The organism is Mobiluncus mulieris ATCC 35243 (assembly GCF_000160615.1).
In the GTDB taxonomy this organism is placed as follows: domain Bacteria; phylum Actinomycetota; class Actinomycetes; order Actinomycetales; family Actinomycetaceae; genus Mobiluncus; species Mobiluncus mulieris.
The window spans coordinates 632,554-653,833 of the sequence record NZ_GG668518.1; the positions used below are offsets into that span (position 1 = coordinate 632,554).

The following is a 21,280-nucleotide window of genomic DNA, read 5'->3' on the forward strand; positions in this document are numbered from 1 at the left end:
TTAACGCACCCCCATAATCAAGTCAGCCACAATGTTTATGGAATTCCACAGGGACTGGCCTTTGGCCTTGGAATACGCCGTGTAACGGATATTTACCGGCGCCTCGGCCCAGGGCAGTCCGGAGCGACCCAGCTGCGCCACAATCTCGGAGGCATGCGCCATCCGATTTTGATGCAAATGCAGCGAAGCGGCGGCACGACGGCTGAGCAGACGCAACCCATTGTGGGCATCTGTCAAGCGCATCTTGGTGCTTTTAGCGGTCACCCAGGCGGCTGTTTTTAAAACAATCTTCTTGGGTAAACCCATTTCTTGGTGGGTCGAGAGGAACCGCGAACCAAAAACAATGTCCAAGTCGTCACGCTTGGCTTGTTCCCACATTGCCACCACATCGGTCGGGTCGTGTTGCCCATCGGAATCGAAAGTCGCCAGGTAGGGAAAATCAGTGTGTTGCAAGAAGAAACTGATACCGGTTTGCAAGGCGGCGCCCTGTCCCAGATTAACCGCGTGGTGCAGTACCGTCGCCCCTGCCCGGTGAGCCAGGGCGGCCGAGTCGTCGGTGCAACCATCATCCACCGCGATGATATGGGGGAAAGTCGCACGGGTAGCGTTGATTACTTCCGCTATCACCGCGCCTTCGTTGTAAACCGGCACGACGAGGGCGACTTCCTCGCCGGCACCGCCGTCACGGTGGACAGACACGTTTTCACTCACGGTTTCATTGTGTCACGTTCGCGGGCTTTTTTAGAAACACGCGGCTTTTTGGCATAGCGCAGCTGGGGGAATCGTAGTAAGTTTCAAAAGAGTGTTTTATTTATAAGGAAGGCATGTTTGTATGGGGAAGCTGAGAATATTTTTGGCTGGAATTGGGGTCTCGCGGCAGGCCGGGACAGGTAGAAAATGGAGTGTTTCTGTGTCCGTAGCCGCGATGCTGGGTTTGGCCGCTACCGGTCAAGCGGTGGCGGTGCCCGACGCCATGATTGATCGTCCCGGCAGCGACACCCTGAGCTATAGTTTCAAAACTGTGAAATCCTTGCCGGGGCTGTCCACAGCGGAACTGAGCGCGAAAGTAAACGAGTTTAACGCTGCGGAAGGCGAAGTTAGCTATGCCCCTGACGGGCGGCGCATCACCACAAAATTCGCTGCTGGGTATGCCAATCTCGGAGAGACCGCGAAACTTAGCGCCACAGCAAATCTGACTTCCCCCGTGGCGCTGGTGGCCGCGCGGTGGCCAGCGCAGGGAGCACAACCTGTGGCGGTGTTGGGGCGGACTTTTAAAGGCGGAAAATGGACCAAGTGGCAGAATGTTGGTGACGAGGTTGACACGGCCAAGGACGGGGTCACCAGTGCTACCGATGCTTGGGTGGTAACCAACTCGGCCAAAGCTGAAATCGCCTTGATTATGGCAGAAGCCACCACAAAGGTTCGCCCGCAACTGCAGATTATTGACCCGGGAACCCGCGTGGCGGATCGTAAATTCGCCCTGCCCGCCAAAGGAGAAACTGCCGCTGGAACCAAGCCGTCCAAAACTGTCCCTGGACAAGCCGGTGGGAAGGACGGCGAAAAAGCCAATGACAACGACAGCATTGATGACTCGGGGCAAAACGTGACTCCCCCCAGTCCCACTAGCCTCTGGGCGCAGGTTCCCGAGGTACCCGGACCGGTGGAACTGTTGAGCCGCGAGGCTTGGGGCGCTGATCCTAGCTGGATGCGTTGGCAGGTGGAACCTGGAAATGTTCAGGCCGCAGTGATTCACCACACCGCCGGACAAAACGACTACCCCGCAGAAGCAGTACCGGGAATTTTGCGTTCCATCTACCGCTATCATGCGGTGAGCCTGGGGTGGGGCGATATTGGATACAACGTGCTGGTAGATAACTACGGGCGTGCCTGGCAAGGACGCGCCGGGGATTTCTGGTCGTATAACAGTGTGGGCGGACACGCCTTGGGGGTGAATAAATCCACCTTCGGGATTTCCGTTTTGGGAAACTACTCGGATTTCCGACCTTCTGATGCCGCCATTGCCACGGTAGCAAAGGTGATTACGTATAAATTGCCAGTGGGATTGAATCCCCTGAATCTTTCCACCCCGATTGTCAACGACAAAGGCAATGTGATTTACGCGCCCGTGGTTTCGGGACACCGCGACTTGGTTGCCACCAGCTGTCCTGGCCAAGCCTTTTATGACTATCTGCCGGAAGTTCGCAAGAAAATCGCAGAATATATTGCCGCTCCGGGCTACACCATGAAGAATCCACAAGAGAACCCGGCAGAGCGTGAACAGCTGGCGCGGGGTATCCCCACCCAACTGGCTGGGGCGAATCGCGTGGAAACCTCTATTTCTATTGCCTCTTATGCTTTCCCTAAAGGAAGTAAAACTGTCTATGTGGCACGCGCTGACAACACTGCTGATGCTTTGGCCGGGGGTGCCCTGACTGACGGGCCGATTGTGCTGGTCAGTCACAATAGCAAGGCGCTAAACCAGGTTTCGAACTACATTGCTTCGGCCGGAGCTAAACAAGTGATAGCCTTGGGTGGCCCGGGGGCGATTGCTGACTCTACGCTGTCCGCCGTGTCTGGCAATGCCGTCACTTCCCGTCTAGCGGGTGCTGACCGGGGGGCAACAGCAGCGGAAATCGCAAAGGCCGTTGTAAAGGCTAACCCGCAGATGAAAACCGTCTATTTGGCGGAACAGAGCCAGGGGATTGATGCTTTGGCGGCGGGCTCTTTAACGGATGGACCGGTGTTGCTGGTACCAACCCGAGGGACCCTTCCAGCCGCTGTTAAAACCGCGATTAACATCATCAACCCCGCACGGGTAGTTGCTTTAGGTGGGAATAACGCGGTTTCTTCTCAGATACTGCAAGAAGCTGGGGAGGGACGCACTACCGAACGGATTGCCGGGGCGGATCGTTACCATACTTCCCGGCAAATTAGCCGATACGGGTATCCTAATGGTGCTGAACATGTTTTTTTGGCTTCCGGGAAAAACCCAGTGGATGCTGTGGCTGGTGGGATTCTGACTGGCGGGCCGATTTTGCTGCTGCCCAACGCCACTAGCGCTACCCTTGACAGCAGGGTCGGCGAGGAAGTCAGTCGTCTGAAAGCCATGAATGTCACCGCCCTGGGGGGTGTGGCGGCGGTGTCTGCGAACCAGACCCGTCAAGCCTTGACATACACCACAAGGTAGATACGAAAGAACCATAAAGGCTGAGAGCAGTGCCCGATATTCAGATTGTCTCGCGGATTTTCGCCCCTGAACCAGCCGCCGCGTCTTTCCGGTTGGCCGCGCTAACAAAAGCCCTGCACGCGCACGGGGTAACAGTGGATGTGTTGACCACGATTCCCGCCCCGGGGCATGACCGGCAGGCTCACTGTGACATGGACGACCTTTCCGGGGTGCGGATTCGCCGGGTGCAAGCCAAACGGGACAAAACCGGGTATATTCGCGGGTATCTTTCCTATCTGTCCTTCGACATTCCCGCGTTTTTCCGCTTGCTGTTTATGCCTGCGCCCCGAGTGTACGTGGTGGAGCCCCCACCCACCACCGGCCTGGTGGTACGGGTGCTCAGCTGGTTGCGTCGACGTCCCTATGTGTTCTATGCGGCGGATATCTGGTCGGATGCGGCTGCAGCCATGGCGGTGCCCGCAGTGGTGGTGCAAGCCTTACGTGGGGTGGAATCCTGGGTTTTGCGCGGCGCGGCTGTGGTGTTAACCCCTACCGAAGACGGGGCGTGCCGCGTCCGCGCCCTGGGGGCGCGTCACGTTGTGGTGGTACCCAACGGCATCGACACCGAGGTTTTCACTGACCAAGGCGCGGTTCCGGAGCCCCTAGCGGGCGCTAATCCGGGGGATGGCGACTGGCTGGTCTATGCTGGCACGGCCTCCGAGTGGCAGGGAGCCGAAGTGTTCCTAGAAGCATTCGACCAGGTCAGACAGGATTTTCCGCAGGCAAGGTTGCTGTTCCTGGGACAGGGCTCGGCCTGGCCGGCCTTGCAAGCCCGCGCCGCACGGTTGCCCCGGGGATTGGTGTTTTTTGCGCAAACAGACCCGGCTTCGGCCGCCGCGTGGCAGCGTCAAGCGGCGGCTGCCCTGGTGTCCCTGAAGCCCGACACTGGCTATGACAGCGCCTATCCCACTAAGGTTTATGCCGCTTTGGCTTGCGGCACGCCGGTGCTTTTCGCCGGGGTGGGACCGGCCGCCCGGGATATCGCCACGCACCGGTTGGGGCTCGCTCTGCCGTGGCGGGTGGACGCGGTTGTTCGCGGGATGCGTCGGGTACTGTCGGGTAATCTGGACACGGTTGATTTGCGGGCGTGGGCTTTGCGGCACTGTTCATTAGGCGCCACCGGGGATAAAGCGGCTCGCGTCGTGATGAAAGCCGCCAATATTTCGGGTCAGACCCCTGGGAAAGGACAGCCAGGCAAGGCATAAAGCCTGGATTAACGGATAGCACCTCATGAAAAGGAAGGAAAAGTGAAAGTAACCGCCGTAGCGACCTGGTTCCCCACCGAGAAAGCCCCCGCCTCGGGGTCGTTTATCGTCAAAGATTTGCACGCCATCGCCAAAGCCGGGGCGAAAGTACGGCTGATACACCTGGTGGCACCCCGGCTCTATGACGGTTCACGGCGGGTGAACCACGAGGGTATCGAGGTGGTGCGCATTCCCTTTGACCCGTTTTCTCCCCTCGACTTGGCGCGCGCCGGGCGACTGCTGCCGACCTACCTGCGGGGCTCTGACCTGGTGCATTCCATGGCCATGTCCGCGTTGGCGCCCGTGGTGGTGGGGAAACCCGCCGGGCTGCCGTGGGTACACACCGAACACTGGTCAGGGCTGACAAATCCCGACACGCTTGGGCTGGGGTTGCGCGCCGCCAGGCCGGTGATTTTAGGGCTGGAACGCTTGCCCGACGTGGTTACGGCGGTGTGCCCGTATCTGTCGGCGCCGCTGCGGATGGTGCGCCCGCATAAGCCCACGGTCGAGATTCCCTGCGTAGTGGAACCGGTGGCGAACCTGGTGGAACGCCGCGTGTTGAGCGCCCCGTCCGCGCCGTGGCGGCTGGTGTCGGTGGGGGGACTGGTGGAACGCAAAGACCCACTGTTCGCGCTGCGGGTGGTGCAAGAGTTACAACGACGCGGCCGGGAAACCAACCTGACCTGGGTGGGAACCGGACCGCTGGAATCCGCGTGTCGGGATTACGCGGCGGAACACGGACTGGATTTGCGGCTGACCGGAGCCTTGCCCTACGAAGGCGTGTCGCGGGAGCTCGCGGCCGCCGACGTGTTTATCGGGCCGACACATGGGGATAATTTCTATGTTTCCTGTGCGGAGGCGATTTTGCACGGCCGACCCGTGGTGGTGGGGGATGCGGGGGGACACCCGGATTACATGCGCCCGGCGGTCGGCGAGGCCTTGCCACACCACGACCCGGGGGATTACGCCGATGCGGTGGAAGCCCAGATTCTGGATAACCAACATTGCGCGGGGGACATTGCCGCTACTATCGGCACAGCCTTTTCAGAGGACACGGTTGGCGCCAGTTATGTCGCGGTGTATCGCGCCATGCTAGACGGGAAGGTGGATTCTTTGCGGGAGACACTGCCTTCGTGGCGCGGTTGGTAGCGGGTGGTAGCCTTGGGTTCTTCGTCATGAGGTGCCAGCCGCGTGTGGCGCCCACTGCGCCCAGATCGCGCCTAAATATTCACGGGTGACAAATTACCAACTAAAATCACACTATGGCCACGAATACTACTGCCGGGGGGCAAGACCCCAACTCGGGGAAGCGTTTTACCCGGTGGCGGCGCTTCGCCTCGGCGCATCCCGTGCTGAGTAATATTGGGATTCTGGCTACCGGCACCGCCGCCGGCCAGGCCATCGCTATCGCGGTTTCGGTGGTAACCGCCAGGTTGTTTACACCTGAAGCCTTCGGGGAGTTCGCCCTGTTTTCCTCGATTGCGGGGATTTTTGCCGTGCTAGCGACCCTGCGCTACGACCTGGCGATTGTCCTGCCGGAATCTGATGATGAAGCCAGGCAGTTGGCGCGCCTCGCCACCCGCGCCAATATTGTGGTTTCGCTCACGGCGGCTCTGCTGGCCTGGGGGTATCACGATGTGGTGGCGGAAATCTGGGGCAGTGAAACCTTGGCGACCTGGCTGCCTTTGGTGGGCTTGTCTGTGTTTTGCTCGGCGCAAATCGCGATTTGGCAGTACTGGTTTAACCGCCGCCGGCTTTACCGGGTGATTGCCTGGAATCGTTTCACTCAATCCGTGGGTACCAGCGGGGGGCAACTGGGCTTCGGCCTGGGGGGAATGCGGTCTTTCCTGGGTTTGCTTTGTGGTAACTTTGTCGGCTTGCTGTGGGCTTTGTTTAATCTGGGTCGGCAAAGTGGCGAGTTGCGCCGCCGTCCCGGCGCGGATGCCCCCACCCTGCGTGAAGCCGCCCGGCGGCATCGCAAGATGCCCCTGTTGAATCTGCCCAATGCCTTGGTGGATGCGGTGCGTAACAATGGCATCCAGATGCTGATAGGGGTGATTGCCCTGGGTTCGTTGGGACAGTTCAATTTGGCGTGGCGTGTGTTGCAAGCCCCGATTGCCTTGTTGAATGGGGCTATCGCCCAGGTGTTTCTGGAGCGCATGAGCCGGGTGCAACGCGGGGAGCTGACGGGTCTGGTGCGCGCCGTAATGAAACGCGCAATACTGTTTGCCGTGTTGCCGTTTGGCTTGCTGTGGTTGTTGGCGCCGTGGTTGATTCCCCTGGTTTTTGGTTCGCAGTGGGTCGAGGCCGGGCTGATTACCCGTGCCCTGGTGCCATGGCTGGCGATGAATCTGGTGACGTCCCCGATTTCCAATGTGTTCGTGGTGACTTCACGCCAACAGTGGGTGCTGATTCACGCTATCGTGTTCACGGTTATCCCCTTGGCGTGGTTGTTTTTTTCGCCGCTGGAGTTCCTCGAGACCCTGCAGGTGTTGAGTTTGATGATGGCGCTAATGTTGGGGATATTGTTGGTTTTGGCCGATATGGCCGCGCGGGCTTACGATCATGAGGTGCCATCCCGGGGGGCGGGCGAAACGCCGGATGCCGCCCCGGACACTAATCAGGAAAACGGGGCGGACACGGTTGAAACTAAGCCTGAAATCGAGGGAGGCACCTCATGAACCCGAAACCCGCCCCACCCAGCGCCACCGTGGTAATCGCGTGTCACGACCCTAAGCGTCCCCTGCGGCGAGCGGTGACTTCCGTGTTGCAAAGCCGGGCGGCAAAAGTCCTGGTGGTGGCGCATAACCTGGAGGCGGCGCAATTGGCGGCGGTTTTGGATAAAGATGTCTCGGGCAGTGGCAGGGGAGCCGGGGCGGGGAGGCTTTCGACGCATCCCCGCGTGGAAATCCTCGAGTTGCGCGACGGTTTGCATTCCCCCGCCGGGCCTTTCAACTACGGTCTAAGCCGGGTACAGACCCGGTTTGCGGCGATTATGGGCTCCGATGATTTTTTGGATCCCGGGGCGGTGGATGTCTGGGTGGCTTTAGCCAAGCGATATCACGCGGATATGGTGATTACCCGGTTGCAACGCGGGGGACGTGACGCGCGGCGGCCGGTGCACACTCCGCCAGTACGACCGTGGTTGCGTGGTTTAGCGGATTTTCGCCGCGATCGGCTCTATTATCGCAGCGCTCCCTTGGGGTTGATGCGAGTTTCTCGGTTGCGGGAACTGGGGTTGGAAATGACTCCGGGTTTGGCGGTGGGTGAGGATATCGCGTTTTCGATGCGGCTGTATGCGTCTTCTCGGGTGGTGGTGCAGCGTCGAGGATTGGGCTATGTGGTTGGCGAGGACGGCCCGGCACGGGTCACCTTGCAGTCTCGTCCGATTGCCGAGGAGCTGGGCCATGTCACGGACTTGTTGGGACGTGCCTGGGCGAAAGCCTGGCCGGTGGCGGTTCGCCGGGCGGTGGCCGCGAAGACCTTGCGGATTCACGTGTTCGGGGTGGTGTTGAATCGGGAGCGTGACTGGTGGGATGTCGAACAACGCCAGGCTTTGGCTGCGATTACCCGGGAATTGCTGGATTTCGCCCCGGGTTGCGAGCGGGTGTTTAGCCGGGCGGACACGGCTTTGTTAGCGGCTATCTTGAATCCCACGATTCCCGTGGACGTGTTGCGCCAACGCGCCCAGGCGCGCCGCCGTTTCCTGTCTTTTGGGGCACTCATGCCCGCGCACCGCGAGGGCTGGTTCGCGGCGGAAGGCCCGTGGCGCTTCGCCGCCGCTTCCTTCCTGGTGCAATAGACATAGGCACCACTTCCAAGATTCCTACAATTCTCGATTTTCATAAAGTCCCAGGTTAGACCGGGGTATCGCCTGGCTGAAACCCACTGACCAGGCTAAATATTTGTGCTAACATTTAGGATTTAGGTATTGACTTCTGCCGTATATGACTGCTAAAAAAGATTCAAGCCTTCCAAGTGTGGGATTTAACGTCCTTGGTGTTGGCGCGGAATTGATTACTTTCTAAATTTGTCGAGGAGGACATGATGGGCAAGAAGGCTTAAAATACGCTCTTTCCCCCGACACCACAATGCACGACGAAGCCCTCTACGGCGGGGGGAAAATCTCGTATGATGCAGGATATAAGGGAATTGGGACATGCACCACGGCCTTTGCAACAGAGAATGAGTACTATCCACATGCGCTATTTACTGCGGGACATTGCTTAAAACACGGTGCAACAGTGTACGGGAAATGGGGTTCCGGAATATTCTTAGACAAGATATTTACATATAAAGAATACAACGGTGATGTGGGTGTGGTTGTGCCGAGCGGAGAAGCTGTAACTGAAGGTAAATTTTGGAGTGAAAAAACTGGGGGGTTAACCCCTGTTACCTGGCGTATCGAAGAACCCTCCTATGGACAGTGGCTTGCAGTTAAAGGTGAATTATCCGGTAGGCAATATGCAATTGTGCAAGGAGATGTTTGCTACCGTGACGCTGAAAGAAAGTTTGATTGAAATCTCGTGTACGTAAATGACCATGTTACGCAGAGGGGCGATTCTGGTGGACCATGGTTCTCCAGTGGTGGTGCCGCCGGTATACACAAAGGCCAAATATATGTTGATGGACAAGCGAGTTCAGTTTTCACTAAAATCACCAAAGCTGAATCGGTGTCAGGTTTCAAGCTAAAAATGGAGTAATCCATGTATAAAAAGACGTTAACTATGTTATTTTACCTATTATTGGTAGCTAGTTTTAGCGTAGCTGGTTGCTCAAGGGTGATTTCTGCTAAGCAAACAACGCCTAATTCCCCTCCTACAGTTACAAATGAACCTACCGCAAGTAATTCCTCACCACAAAAGCGATTTGCGACGCTTTTCGAGCCTGAAACAGAATGGGTGAAGCTTGCGAAGACTGATAAGTTCAAATACTGGCAAATACCTGAGGAGAATACTAAGTATGCGATTTATAACGAACTTTTGCTGAATGGGATAGGTGAGTTACAGGTAGTGGGAGGGCAGCTTTGCTTTAAAGAAGGTATCCACATGGTTCCTGCTGTGCTATCCTCAACGTATAAGGTTTCAGGGTCTAAAATTCAAATAGGTAAAGATGAATTCGTGCAAATTGGTGAAAAATTTGAATTCGACAATGGGGTTAATAAAGGAAATGTATCTGAGATTGGGATGTACAGCCCGGAAGAGAAATTTCCAAAGGAATTTATTAACTCCCCGTGTTTTGAAGGAAAGAAATTTACAGGTGGTAGCATAGACATTTTTTACGATTCTTCAAGTGATTAAGGAGATGTGATGGGTAGGAAGGCTGTGCTTGCTACTGTCCTGTGTCTTGCGGTTTCGCTTGGCGTAGCCGCTTGCGGCAGCCCGAAGGCTCCAGATTCCGGCTCTGATGAGGTCAGTAAACAACCGGTGCCGCACGCGACGCTTTTCGAGCCTGAAACCGAATGGGTGAAGCTTGCGAAGACTGATAAGTTCAAATACTGGCAAATACCAAGGGAAAATGCTGATAAAGCTGTACACTTGGAACGAGCTATGGGAGGGACGGGAGAATTCGTTGTTCGGGAGGGGCAGCTCTGCTTTAATGCGAAACACGAGCAAGTTCCTGCGGTTCTATTGTCGGATTACCAGGTGTCCAGTGAAAAAATTCAAATCAGCAAAAACGACTTTGTGAGATTGGGCGAAAAATTTAAATATGACAATGGGAACTATATAGGAAATATATCGCTGATTGGACTGCATGGTTCGAAAGAAAAGATTCCCCAGGAATTCACCGACTCTCCATGCTTTACTGGAGAGAAATACGATAGATATGTGATAATTTTTGAAAATTCCTTATCCAACTAAAATTATTCAACCCACCTGATTTAGAGTGATGGTTTCACCAGTGCGACAGGACTCCACTATGCCATCCAGCACCCGCAGGGTGCCCAGAGCATCACCTAGGCTGACAATACGACTGGTATCCCCGGCTATCGCCGCCAAGAAATTCTCGTGCTCCACCCGCAAGGGTTCACGCTGATCCAGGGCGTATTGGCGCACCTCGCCCACCGATACGCCCCGGACATTAGCAACCTGATCCCATTCGACTTCCTTGGTTCCATTCTCAAAGAAGGTCAAGGTAGAGTTCATCGTATCCGCCACCAGTGCGCCGCGTTCGCCCGTAACTGTGGTGACACGTTCCTTAAACGGACTAAACCAGTTCACCACGTGATTCACAATCACCCCGTTTTCCAACACCCCGGTTGCCAACACCAGGTCTTCCTGGTCGCGCCCGGATTTCCGTGCCGCCCGCGCCGCGATACTGCGATACGGCGCGCCCGCCAGCCAAGCCGTCAAGTCCACGTCATGAGTCGCCAGGTCTTGAATCACCCCCACGTCGGCAATCCGCACCGGGAAAGGTCCTTGCCGCCGGGTCGCAATCTGAAAAATCTCGCCCAGCTCCCCGGCTTTCACTCGCCGCGATAGTTCCATTAAAGCCGGGTTGCAACGCTCCACGTAGCCACACGCTCCGACCACCCCGGCTGCCTCGAATGCCGCCACAATCTCGCGCCCTTCGGCCACGCTGGGAGCCAGAGGTTTTTCAATCAAAGTATGCACCCCCGCCGCAGCCAACTGCAGTGCCACTTCACGGTGAAAGGCAGTGGGCACCGCCACAATCGCAGCCTCGATTCCCGCCGCAATCAAGGCTTCCACATCCGGCAGGACTTCCAAATCCCCGGCGACCCCGAATTTGTCGCCGCCCGGGTCAGCCACCGCCACCAGGGTCTCGCCCGGGGTTTCCCGCACATTGCGCACGTGGTGGCGACCCATAGAACCGATTCCGATGACTCCGACTTTGATTTCTTCCATAACTTTCCTAACTTTCCGTGGTTGCGTTACGTTTTTTACGGTTCATGAGGTGCTAGCCGCAAACCCGGGCTATCACCTCATGAACCGGCAAAGAAGCGAAACTACGCACCCGCCCCCGCCAAAGCATTCACCGCCGTAACAATCCGCTCCAAGTCTTCCGAGTCCAACGAAGGATGCACCGGCAGCGAAACGACCTCGCGGGCGGCAGCCTCGGTGGCGGGCAAATCCAGACCCGGCGCGAAACGCGCCAAGGACGGCAGCCGGTGGTTGGGAATCGGGTAGTACACCCCCGAACCTATCTGGTATTCCTCGCGCAAAGCCTTGACAAACCCGTCGCGGTCGTCCGCCACGCGAATCGTGTACTGGTGGAACACATGGGTGGCCTCCGGGGCAATCGCGGGCACTTTCACTCCCCGCAGATTCGCTGACAGGAACGCGGCGTTTTCACGGCGCTGCTTAGTCCAGCCCGCAACCTTTTTTAACTGTTCGCGCCCAATCGCGGCGTGAATATTCGTCATCCGCAAGTTGTATCCCACAACCTCGTTTTCGTATTGCTTTTCCATACCCTGGTTGCGATACAGGCGGCATTTGCGCGCCAACTCCGAGGTTTCGCAAGTAATCATCCCCCCTTCACCGGAAGTCATGTTCTTGGTGGGATAAAGCGAAAACGCCCCGAAAACCCCGAAAGTCCCCACCGGCTGTCCACTCCAAGTCGCCCCGTGAGCCTGAGCCGCATCCTCGAAAATCGTCAGGCCGTTTTCCCGCGCAATCTCGCCCAAGGCGGTCATATTGGCGGGGTGACCGTAAAGATGTACTGGCAAAATCGCCTTGGTACGCTCGGTGACCGCCGCCGCCACAGCTTGCGGATCCAGACAGAAATACTTGGGCTCTATATCGGCAAACACGGGGGTCGCTCCGGTCAGCGCCACCGAGTTCGCGGTAGCCGCAAAAGTAAAGGAGGGCACAATAACTTCGTCGCCTGCTCCGATGCCGGCCGCCAACAGTCCGCACAACAGTGCGGAAGTTCCCGAATTTACCGCCACGGTTTCACGCCCGGCGGCAAGCACGTCCGCGAATTCGGTTTCAAAGGCTGCGACTTCGCTGCCCTGCGCCAGCATCCCGGATTGCAGCACGCCGTCCACCGCCGTCCGTTCCTCCGCACCGATAATTGGCTTCGCGGCGGGAATAAAGTCCTTACTCATTTACTTCTCCTTGCAATTTGGGTTTTTGTCGGCCGGTCGCCCGGTCAAGTTTGCCACGGTTAACGCTACTCTCACTGGGGGTCTAAGACCAGGGTTTCACCGTGTTGCGTGTAGGTTTCCCCGGTGGCGGGGCACTCCCAGTGGGTGACGGGTTCATGAGGGGCTTGCTCTGGATTTTCGGCTAACTCCTCATGCGTGGGACATGGAATCAAACGCACCCCGGCGCGACCAACCCACCCAATCCGCCGGGCGGGAACCCCCACCATCAGCGCATACTCGGGCACATCCGTGGTGACCACCGCCCCGGCTGCTACCGTGGCCCAGGCACCGATGGCGACTGGCGCAACGCACACCGCGCGCGCCCCAATCGCCGCGCCGCGACCTACGGTGACTCCCACGGCCTCCCAATCCGAGGCCGTTTTCAGCGTCCCATCGGGGTTTATAGCTCGCGGCCAGTGGTCATTGGTCAACACGGCGGCCGGACCAATGAACACCCCATCGGCGAGCTGTGCCGGCTCATAGACCAGTGCATAGTTTTGTACCTTGCAGTTGTCCCCCAAGGTCACACCCGCATCAATATACGCTCCGCGTCCGATGATGCAGTTATCACCCAGGGTGGCGCCTTCGCGGATTTGGGCATAATCCCAGATAGAACAAGCTTGACCAATGGTGGCATTCGGTGCGACCTGCGCGGTTTCAATTATGCGTGACATGCGTTCCTTTCCGTCTGGCACCAAATCCGGCGCGTGGCAGACTTAAGAATTATTCTATATCGGGGTTCCACCGGCAGAAATCGGGGAGAAAATGGGGGTGAGGCTCTGTATATTTGAGCCTCACCCCCAAAAAATCCCCGATTTGTGTCATCAAAGGGTGGCGCGCCGGTAGTCCGCCAACAATCCGGGAATATAGGCATCCGCGAGGTGATGCGCCACCACCCACTGGCGTCCGCCCAGGTCAGTGGCGGTTTCCTGGGGGTTTTCCAGCGCCGCCGCGATGGCTTCCACCACATCTTCCAGGGTGCCTTCCAGGGCGGGGGGCGTGGAGTGGTCATCCAGGCGGGGCAGGCGCGAGCCCAACGCGGCCAGCGGCAAGCCGATATACATGGCTTCGAACTCGGAGATGGCGAGGATACGGTTGGCCTGACCGATGGCCAAATCCGCCCCGGCCAGCCAGTCCAGGAATTTGGAGTGGGGCATCTTGGGATGCAGCTTGACCCCCAGCCGGGCGGCTTCCGGTGCCCCCGGGCCCCAATCCAAGCCTTCTAGAGACAGAGCCGGGAAGGCTTGGCGCAGCCGGGCGACCAGTTGTAGCTGGCGGGCAACGCCTTTGTCCTCGTCCCACCGCGAAACGAAGACCACCCGGCGTTGCCTGATGTCCCTCCCGGGTTGGCCTCCGCGCCAGGCGGGTAACAGTTCCGGTTCGACAAAGGCGGGCATGTACTGGGCATCCGCCCGGGCTGCGGTAGCTTCCTCAACCGTGTCCAAATTGGTGTAATACACCTTTTGCGCCCCGTCGATGGCGTGTTGCACCAGGTCGTGCCACTGGGGTTCCTTCCAGCGGCGGCGAATATCGCTGCCGTGCAGGTGCAGGAAATACGGGCGTTTGGGTAGGGGACGCTGGTGGATTAGCGGCACCGAGGTTGCGTAGTGGACGTGCACGATTGTGTTACGGTTCATGAGGTGCCAGCGCCTCATGAAGTACGGTAACCAACGCACCCGGCCGATTCCCTGGGGGGTATGCGCGGGACGCACCTTGTCCGGCGGCAGGTAATCCCAGTGGTAACCGGCCCGCGCCGCCGCCCGCACCAAAAAAAGCCCTACATTAGCACAGTCATTGAAGTGCAGTACCCGCAGGTTTTCCGCCATCCGCCCCGCCCTTTTCTTTAGGATTGACATCGCTCATTTTACCGTGGACAGCTCAGGGTGCAGACGGGTCTGTGGCGACAATCGCCGCCACGGCATCGCGCCAGGTGCCCACGACGGTTTCGCTGGACAGCTCGCGGGCGCAAGCGGCGGCGTTTTGTTTCCACTGCCAGACCTCCTCGCGGGTGGTTTGCTCTAGTGCCACCCGCAGCGCCCCGGCGGTGAAATCGGTGGCTACCCGCCCCAGGCGGTACTTATCCAGGCGTGAAACCATCTCGGGGCTAGGGCCAACCACCATGCCTAGACGAGCCTGGACAAAGTCAAAGAACTTGTTCGGCAGCGCGTAGCGGTTATTAAAATTCACCGGCGGGAGATTGTGAATCCCCAGGTCATAGCGATTTAAGGTGGGAATCAGCTCGTGGTAAGGTACCCCGGGCAGCACCCGCACATTCGGCGTCCGCGCCGCGTATTCACCTAGTTGCGCGACGTAAGCCGCGTTATTAGCTGTCAAATACATATCCAAGGTGTAGCGACCTGGCAGCGCCGCCACCGCGTCAATCATGGTTTCCAGGTAGCGGTCCTCGCGACCCGCCCCGGCGTGAACCAGGCGCAGCGGCTGACCCGGCTCCGGCAGGGGAGTGGGATTCAAATCCGCATAGGGCGAAGCGTTGACCACCAACTTCGCGTCCACCCCGAAGTTGTGCCGGTATTCTTCGCAAAACTTGGTGGCCGTGGAAGTGACCGAGTCGGCGCGGGTTACAAAGTGGCGCACCTGCCATTCCATGTATGGTTTCACAAACACCCGCCACCGCCACACGTCTTCCTTTTCGCGGGGGGAATATTCATGCAAATCAGCGTGAACCCCGCAGCGGGGTCGCAGCCACAAGGCCAGCCCAATCGTGTCAATGTCATCGGCGAAGCACACCTCGAAAGTCCCCCGTGGCAGGTTAGCGCGGCACCACGCCGAGGCTGGGGAAGACCAGTACGCCCGGGTATAAAGCCGCAAAATCGTCTCTACCCGGTTGCGTCGCCAATAGGCTGCCTCGTCGGGAATTTGGTAGTGCGCCGCTGCTCCCGTTGGAGCCGGGCCGTATCCGCAGGTGGTCAGTTCGTAATCGTCTTTGAACAGGTTGATTTGCTTCAAAATTCGCGCATCAGACACCAAGCGCGAATACGACACCAACAGCATTTTCAACTTTTCCACCCCTACAGTCTAATGCGGCTAATCGCGCTAGACTGGATACATGAGCGAAAAACCCCACATCCTTGTGGTTTACGGCACCCGCCCCGAAGCCATTAAAGTTGCCCCCGTTATCCTGGCTTTGCGTGACTCGAAGTTGCGGGTCACGACACTGACCACCGGGCAACATCCCGAGATGGTCGCCTCGGTCAATCAGGTTTTCGGTATTACCCCCGATGAAAGCCTGTCGGTGATGCGCCCGGGACAGTCTTTGAATGTTTTGGCGGCGCGAGTTTTGGCAGATCTGGACGAAAAACTTGAGCAAATCCGACCCGATGCGGTGCTGGTGCAGGGGGATACGACCACGGTGATGGCGGCGGCACTGGCGGCTTTCAACCGGGGGATAAAGGTGGCGCATCTGGAGGCCGGTTTGCGTTCGGGGAACCTGGCGCTGCCGTTCCCGGAGGAAGGCAATCGCCGTCTGGCTGGCGCGGTCACTTCCCTGCATTTGGCTCCCACTGCGGGGGCGCGGGATAACCTATTGCGTGAGAACGTTGACCCGGGCGCGATTGCGGTCACCGGTAATACGGTAATTGATGCTCTGCATCACGTGATTGCTTCTGGTCACGCGGGGGAGGGGTTGGATGCCGGGTTCATGAGGGGCTTGTCGAATCCCGGGCTAAAAGTCTTGGTTACGGTGCATCGCCGGGAATCCTGGGGGGAACCCATGCACCAGATGGCGCTGGCGATTCGCGATTGCGCCCAGGCGCACCCCGAAGTCACGTTCTTGCTGCCAGCCCACGCTAACCCGCAGGTGCGAGCCACCCTAACCGAAGTTTTAGGCGGGGTGGAAAACGTGATTATTGGCGATCCCCAGCCCTATGCGCCTTTTGCGGGTTTGTTGCAGGGGTGTGACGTGGTGCTCACGGATTCTGGCGGGATTCAAGAGGAAGCTCCCGCCTTGGGCAAGCCGGTATTGGTGATGCGCGACACTACGGAGCGCCCCGAGGCGATTGCCGCCGGTACCGCGCGACTGGTAGGTGTCGCTTTTGACTCGGTGCACGAGCAGCTGGAACACTTGGTGACTTCCGCCCCGGCACGAGCGGAAATGGCTCACGCGGTTAATCCTTACGGGGACGGCCGGGCAGCGGCGCGGGTGGTAGCTGCTTTGGAGGAGCTTTTCGGGGTGGGTAAACGTCTCCCTGATTTTTCGGTGCTGTAGTGCAGCCCCAGCTTCCCTATCACGCTGCGGGCAGTGAGCCCAGGTGTCACACCCGGTAATAGAGCCGATTCAGGTCGGGATTCAAGGGGCACGGTGCCTGGAAAGGAGCCAGAATCGAAAAACGCGGCCGCGCTACCGGGGTGCGTGCCACTCCGGCACCCTCGCGTTTTTGTCGGCAGATATACCCAGCATTATTGGGGGTCAAATACATGTCCAAGATGTAACGCTCGGGCAAAGCCGCTACCGCCTCGATTATGCGCTCTAGGTAGCGATTTTCGCGACCCGGTCCGGCGTGCACCACCCGGCGGCATACAAAACTGTGACTTGCCGCAGCGCGTGGTGGTTCTAAAAACGCGCTAGAATCTATCGGTGTGAAAACAGCGACACAACTTCCCATGAAGCCACGTGCGAACCAGATTATGACAAGGAAAGAAATCCTGGTAGCGGTGCTTTGTGTGCTGGTGGTGGCGATATTGTGTATCGGGGTTGTCCACGTGACGCATAGCGAAGCGCCGCGCCAAATGCACCTGTTTCTGACCCCGCATCCTGACGATGAACTGCAAGGTTTGACTGCGCTATCCACTGATAATTCCACTTATATGCTGATAGTTACCGCCACCTCTGGCGAGGCCACCGGCAACTGTCGAGTTGCAGGTCCCCCTGGTTTGCAAGGCGACTTGGGGGAATATCCCCCACTTGCGCCCCAGGCAGTGGCGCACACCCCGGAATGTGGGGGAAACCGGATTCATTCCTGGAACCAGTTTTGGAACCGGGTCGCTGCCCGGTATCCCAGCCTGGCTTTGGATCTCGAAGCGACTCATGAAACGGTTAATGTTGACGGCCGACCCGTCGACACCTGGTTGGGCAAAAATAGCGGTCGTATTGCTTTGAACCTGGGCGACGGCACCTTGACCAGCGAGAAAGTCGTGGCTGGGGTAGAAAAAATCCTGGCGTGGCGCGGTTCGAAACTGCCCGATTTACCGCTGGTGGCTGTTACTGCGGCCGGGTATTACAACGACCCCGAGGTCGACCCGAAACATAGCTCCGAGGCGGCTTTGCTGTACAAGCATCACGACCACTTGGCGGTGACGAATGCGGGAATTAAACTGGCTGATAAAGCTAAAAACGGGGCGTGGATTGTGGTGAACCCCTTTGATCCGAGAGCGAATGAAAAGCGGGTTCTATCGATAGACGAATACGAGGACTATATGGGTTTGCAACATAACGGTTCGTCGTGGCAGGGGTGGCATGACGAATTCCAAGGGGTTGAAATTCAACCTGGGGATAAGCCCCGCAAATACCCTCAGTTCAGTTGGATAGACACCGAGTTTCGCGAGGGCATATCAAAGCATTCCGTGTTGTTTCCAGCCAAGCGTCTTGGTGCCTACCAGCAGTTTTACGGGTGGCTGGCTTTCCCTGATCCGTGGATTCCGGGGGAATATCAGTTGGCTCATTCCGATGTTTTATTCGCACGTCAACAGTTTTTCTTGCATACCTTGACTGCTCGGGGTGTCAGTTTGGCTCCTGAAACCGTTTTGAAACAGGGGTGAATTTGTGAATTTCTGGCAGCATCGAAATCTTCCGGGAGGTCCGCATCACGCGGCTCCTGCGGGTTACGTGGGGGTGAGGTTTGATACTTCGGTTTCACGAGGTGCCATTTCCGATTCAAGCGAAGTTTCCGGGATGGCACCTCGTGAAACGGGAAACCCCAGCGCGGCGACCCAATCCGAGGCGGCAACAACCCGACAGACCGAGCCTAACACTGGCGAGACAAACCAAGCCGAAACGAAACCGGCGAAGCCCGGGCGTATCACCTCGCTGGACGTGGGGCGTGGCTGGTTCCTGATTATGTCGGTGACCTCGGCGGCGTGGCTGCTGCCGCGTCCCGACTGGCTGATTCACGCGCCTTGGATAGGGATTCGCTATTATGATATGATATTTCCGCTGTTCGTGACCCTGTCAGGTATCGGCTTGGCCTTCGCCTATCACAACCGGGTGTCCTTCAAAGTCACCCTGCGTCGTATCGTGGTGTTGGTTGTGGTCGGCCTGCTGTACAACGGGGTTTCCAGCGGGCAATGGGATCCAGCCACCTTCCGTTTCACCGGGCCACTCCAGGTGTATGCGGTGATTGTGACGATAATCGCGACTTGTCACCTGTTCGCTCGCAATTGGATGGCCTGGGCGGGAATTACCGCCGGGGTGGCAGTGCTACAGACCGGGCTGTTGACGTGGTGGGCGGGGACTTGCCCTTCCGGAGTGCTTTCGCCAAGCTGTAACCCCTCCGGGATGTGGGATCGGGCGCTGTTGGGAGCGCATATGTACTATGGGGGCTTTTTAGGCCACGACCCCGAAGGCCTCGTAGCGATTACCGGGGCTTTACTCACGGCCGCAGCCGGCACCACCGCCGGACACCTGGCCTTGTCTTCGAGGCGTCTGGGATGGAAAACTGGGCCGGTGAAACTCTTGGCTTTAGCCGCAGCGATGAGTGTGTTCGGGCTGATATTGAACATTTGGGTGCCGGCTTTCAAACGCTTGTGGACTCCATCATTTTCCTTGATAGCCGGGGCGGTTGGGGTATTGATTTTCGCGGTGGCGTTTTTGTGCTTCGATGTCCCGCTGCGCTCCGGAAATTCGCGAATTCGCGAGCGGATAGCCTGGCCTTTTACGGCTTTAGGTCGGAATTCGCTGCTGGTCTACTTCGGGTCACACCTGGCGATAGATGTGTTGAACCGTCTGGGCCCCGAACCGGGACTGGCCTGGCGTATCGCCGCTAAACTGGGTGATACGCTCGGGGCTCCCTATCGGTTTATTTTCTTGAATATGGTGGCGTGGTGGGCATTAGCGCTGCTGTTACACTGGCGCAAGATTTATATTCATGCCTAGCGTGCCTGTTGAAAGAACCTTCGCCCTTCGAGGTGGCACCTCGAGAACCTGGCGAAAAAGCCGGGGTATTCAAAAAACGCCGGGAAAAGCGGGCGGCACCTCGTGAAGCCGCTTTCCCCGCAACCAACGTGAGCTAGCGCCAAATCCCGCACGCGTCCAAAACCGGAACTGTGAGGGAATCGCGGGAAAGCGCTCGGAACTGGCGGTGTGCCACCAAACCCACCACCAAATCCGCGTCTTGCAACCCTTCAGCTAGCTCGACCTTCCGAATATTGGAACGCCCGGTCAAAATCGGGGGTAAAGTGGCGGTATTTGGCTCGCAAACCAGCAACTCTACTTTGTCCAAACCGGCCAGTTTATCCGCTACCGTAATCGCAGGGGAGGAACGCAGATCGTCAACATCCGGTTTGAACGCCAAACCCAAGACTGCGATTTTTGTGGGCTGACCCGCATTTTCGGCGCGCACCTCATGAATCAGAGTCTGTGCCTGGGCAACCACATCGTCAGGACGCGAATCATTTACCTCGCGAGCCGTGTGAATCAGACGTGCCAGGCTAGGCGCCACATCCACAATGAACCACGGGTCGACCGCGATGCAGTGCCCGCCCACTCCGGGACCGGGACGCAGAATATTCACTCGCGGATGCAGATTAGCAAGATCTATCAACTCCCACACATCAATGCCCAAATAGTCACAAATTTTGGCCAACTCATTGGCAAAAGCAATGTTCACATCCCGGAAAGAATTTTCCGCCAGCTTCGACAACTCAGCGGTTTTCGCGTCCGTCAAGCGAATCTGGCCGCGACAGAAACTGGCGTAAAGTTCCTGGGCGGCCTGGGCTGCTTCCGGAGTGAGGCCGCCGACAATCCGGTCATTAGTGAACATTTCCACCATAATCTTGCCCGGCAGCACCCGTTCGGGACAGTGCGCGAACAAGAGACTCCCGGCCAGGTCGGGGCGGTTGTGCTCGATGCGTTCACTCATGGCTTCGGTGGTGCCCGGGGGGGAAGTCGATTCCAAAATCACCAGCGCGCCCTTGGACACGTAGGGGGAAATCTCGTCGGCGGCGGCCATCACGAAAGACAAATCCGCGTGGTGGTCGCCCTGGAATGGTGTGGGAACCGAGACAATATAGACATCAGCCGGGGCGGCTTGTTCCGAGGCGGTAATCAGCCCCGCCGCGTGGACTTTTTGCAAGGCCTCGCCTAAGCCTGGTTCCAAGAAGGGCACTTGACCGGCGTTTACGGCCTGGACGTGGCTGGGATTGGTGTCCACTCCGAGGATGCGGTGCCCTGCTCCGGCCAACGCCACCGCCGTGGGGAGGCCAATGTATCCCAGGCCGATAACAGCCACGGTCTTCGTGTTCATTACGTATTCCTTCCTTTGGGGATTGACTGTGGAATATTCTGCGATTTATGCCGCGAACTTTCCGTAAGCTTCTGAGATAAATCATAGCGTTTCCGCCCAGATGGGGGGAAGTTCTGGTGTGGGCGGCGGGGCAGCTTGTGCCTTGGCGGGGCGTTCCTTGGTTTCGCACCCGCAGTTCTGTATCATTTTCCTGGAAAGACACTAAAAGCGCTACAACCGCTCTAAA

At 57.9% G+C, this 21,280-nt stretch carries 21 protein-coding genes; 13 read left to right on the top strand and 8 right to left on the bottom strand.

Translation table 11 applies throughout. The features are described 5' to 3' along the window. Complete coding sequence (locus HMPREF0577_RS02695) at positions 1-711, bottom strand: glycosyltransferase family 2 protein (protein ID WP_004012118.1); 711 nt, start codon at positions 709-711, stop codon at positions 1-3. Between the two features lie 121 nt (positions 712-832). Here HMPREF0577_RS02695 and HMPREF0577_RS02700 point away from each other — a divergent pair, with 121 nt between their 5' ends. From HMPREF0577_RS02700 to HMPREF0577_RS02735, 9 genes are all read left to right on the top strand, one after another. Next, positions 833-3,187 carry a cell wall-binding repeat-containing protein gene (locus tag HMPREF0577_RS02700; protein WP_004012119.1) on the top strand — a complete coding sequence of 785 codons (2,355 nt, stop codon included), beginning with the start codon at positions 833-835 and terminating at the stop codon, positions 3,185-3,187. A gap of 29 nt (positions 3,188-3,216) precedes the next feature. Beyond that, positions 3,217-4,431, top strand: a complete 1,215-nt coding sequence (locus HMPREF0577_RS02705) for a glycosyltransferase family 4 protein (RefSeq protein WP_004012121.1) — start codon at positions 3,217-3,219, stop codon at positions 4,429-4,431. Positions 4,432-4,473: 42 nt separating this feature from the next. Further along, positions 4,474-5,619, top strand: a complete 1,146-nt coding sequence (locus HMPREF0577_RS02710) for a glycosyltransferase (RefSeq protein ID WP_004012122.1) — start codon at positions 4,474-4,476, stop codon at positions 5,617-5,619. Positions 5,620-5,732: 113 nt separating this feature from the next. Further along, entirely contained in the window at positions 5,733-7,151 is a 1,419-nt protein-coding gene (locus tag HMPREF0577_RS02715; RefSeq protein WP_004012123.1) for a lipopolysaccharide biosynthesis protein, read from the top strand. Further along, complete coding sequence (locus tag HMPREF0577_RS02720) at positions 7,148-8,272, top strand: glycosyltransferase (protein WP_004012124.1); 1,125 nt, start codon at positions 7,148-7,150, stop codon at positions 8,270-8,272. Before HMPREF0577_RS02715 ends, HMPREF0577_RS02720 begins: the two co-directional genes overlap by 4 nt. A 289-nt stretch (positions 8,273-8,561) precedes the next feature. Further along, positions 8,562-8,990, top strand: coding sequence for a chymotrypsin family serine protease (locus HMPREF0577_RS02725; protein ID WP_004012125.1), 429 nt, complete (start codon positions 8,562-8,564; stop codon positions 8,988-8,990). A 6-nt stretch (positions 8,991-8,996) separates the two neighbouring features. Next, complete coding sequence (locus tag HMPREF0577_RS12045) at positions 8,997-9,173, top strand: trypsin-like serine protease (RefSeq protein WP_112664868.1); 177 nt, start codon at positions 8,997-8,999, stop codon at positions 9,171-9,173. 3 nt (positions 9,174-9,176) lie between these two features. Continuing rightward, the gene (locus HMPREF0577_RS02730; RefSeq protein WP_231282872.1) at positions 9,177-9,770 is read left to right on the top strand and encodes a hypothetical protein; all 594 of its coding nucleotides are present in this window, start codon (positions 9,177-9,179) and stop codon (positions 9,768-9,770) included. Between the two features lie 9 nt (positions 9,771-9,779). Then, entirely contained in the window at positions 9,780-10,331 is a 552-nt protein-coding gene (locus tag HMPREF0577_RS02735; RefSeq protein WP_004012127.1) for a hypothetical protein, read from the top strand. Positions 10,332-10,337: 6 nt separating this feature from the next. Here the strand turns inward: HMPREF0577_RS02735 and HMPREF0577_RS02740 are convergent, their stop codons facing one another. From HMPREF0577_RS02740 to HMPREF0577_RS02760, 5 genes are all read right to left on the bottom strand, one after another. Next, positions 10,338-11,336: a Gfo/Idh/MocA family protein gene (locus tag HMPREF0577_RS02740; protein WP_004012128.1), complete on the bottom strand. Its 999-nt coding sequence runs from the start codon at positions 11,334-11,336 to the stop codon at positions 10,338-10,340. Between the two features lie 101 nt (positions 11,337-11,437). After that, positions 11,438-12,538, bottom strand: a complete 1,101-nt coding sequence (locus HMPREF0577_RS02745) for a DegT/DnrJ/EryC1/StrS family aminotransferase (protein WP_004012129.1) — start codon at positions 12,536-12,538, stop codon at positions 11,438-11,440. A 71-nt stretch (positions 12,539-12,609) separates the two neighbouring features. Next, on the bottom strand, positions 12,610-13,251 hold the full coding sequence (locus HMPREF0577_RS02750; protein ID WP_004012130.1) for an acyltransferase: 642 nt from the start codon (positions 13,249-13,251) through the stop codon (positions 12,610-12,612). 150 nt (positions 13,252-13,401) lie between these two features. Beyond that, entirely contained in the window at positions 13,402-14,433 is a 1,032-nt protein-coding gene (locus HMPREF0577_RS02755) for a glycosyltransferase family protein (protein WP_004012131.1), read from the bottom strand. 22 nt (positions 14,434-14,455) lie between these two features. After that, entirely contained in the window at positions 14,456-15,589 is a 1,134-nt protein-coding gene (locus HMPREF0577_RS02760) for a glycosyltransferase family protein (protein ID WP_004012132.1), read from the bottom strand. A gap of 55 nt (positions 15,590-15,644) precedes the next feature. On the opposite strand from HMPREF0577_RS02760, the gene wecB reads away from it, so the two are divergent. Further along, complete coding sequence (gene wecB / locus HMPREF0577_RS02765) at positions 15,645-16,802, top strand: non-hydrolyzing UDP-N-acetylglucosamine 2-epimerase (protein WP_004012133.1); 1,158 nt, start codon at positions 15,645-15,647, stop codon at positions 16,800-16,802. A gap of 46 nt (positions 16,803-16,848) precedes the next feature. Here the strand turns inward: wecB and HMPREF0577_RS02770 are convergent, their stop codons facing one another. Next, complete coding sequence (locus HMPREF0577_RS02770) at positions 16,849-17,103, bottom strand: hypothetical protein (protein WP_248613645.1); 255 nt, start codon at positions 17,101-17,103, stop codon at positions 16,849-16,851. A gap of 70 nt (positions 17,104-17,173) precedes the next feature. Between HMPREF0577_RS02770 and HMPREF0577_RS02775 the strand changes: the two genes are divergently transcribed. From HMPREF0577_RS02775 to HMPREF0577_RS11965, 3 genes are all read left to right on the top strand, one after another. Continuing rightward, a complete protein-coding gene (locus HMPREF0577_RS02775) occupies positions 17,174-18,352 on the top strand; it encodes a hypothetical protein (protein ID WP_248613647.1) in 1,179 nt (392 codons plus the stop codon). Between the two features lie 73 nt (positions 18,353-18,425). Further along, entirely contained in the window at positions 18,426-19,685 is a 1,260-nt protein-coding gene (locus tag HMPREF0577_RS02780) for a heparan-alpha-glucosaminide N-acetyltransferase domain-containing protein (protein ID WP_248613649.1), read from the top strand. A gap of 8 nt (positions 19,686-19,693) precedes the next feature. Then, on the top strand, positions 19,694-19,822 hold the full coding sequence (locus HMPREF0577_RS11965) for a hypothetical protein (protein WP_004012137.1): 129 nt from the start codon (positions 19,694-19,696) through the stop codon (positions 19,820-19,822). On the opposite strand, the gene wecC is transcribed toward HMPREF0577_RS11965, so the two are convergent. Next, positions 19,819-21,054 (bottom strand): UDP-N-acetyl-D-mannosamine dehydrogenase, encoded by a 1,236-nt coding sequence (gene wecC / locus HMPREF0577_RS02785; protein WP_004012138.1) that lies wholly within the window; start codon positions 21,052-21,054, stop codon positions 19,819-19,821. The two genes, HMPREF0577_RS11965 and wecC, sit on opposite strands and share 4 nt — an antisense overlap. Positions 21,055-21,280 lie beyond the last annotated feature (226 nt).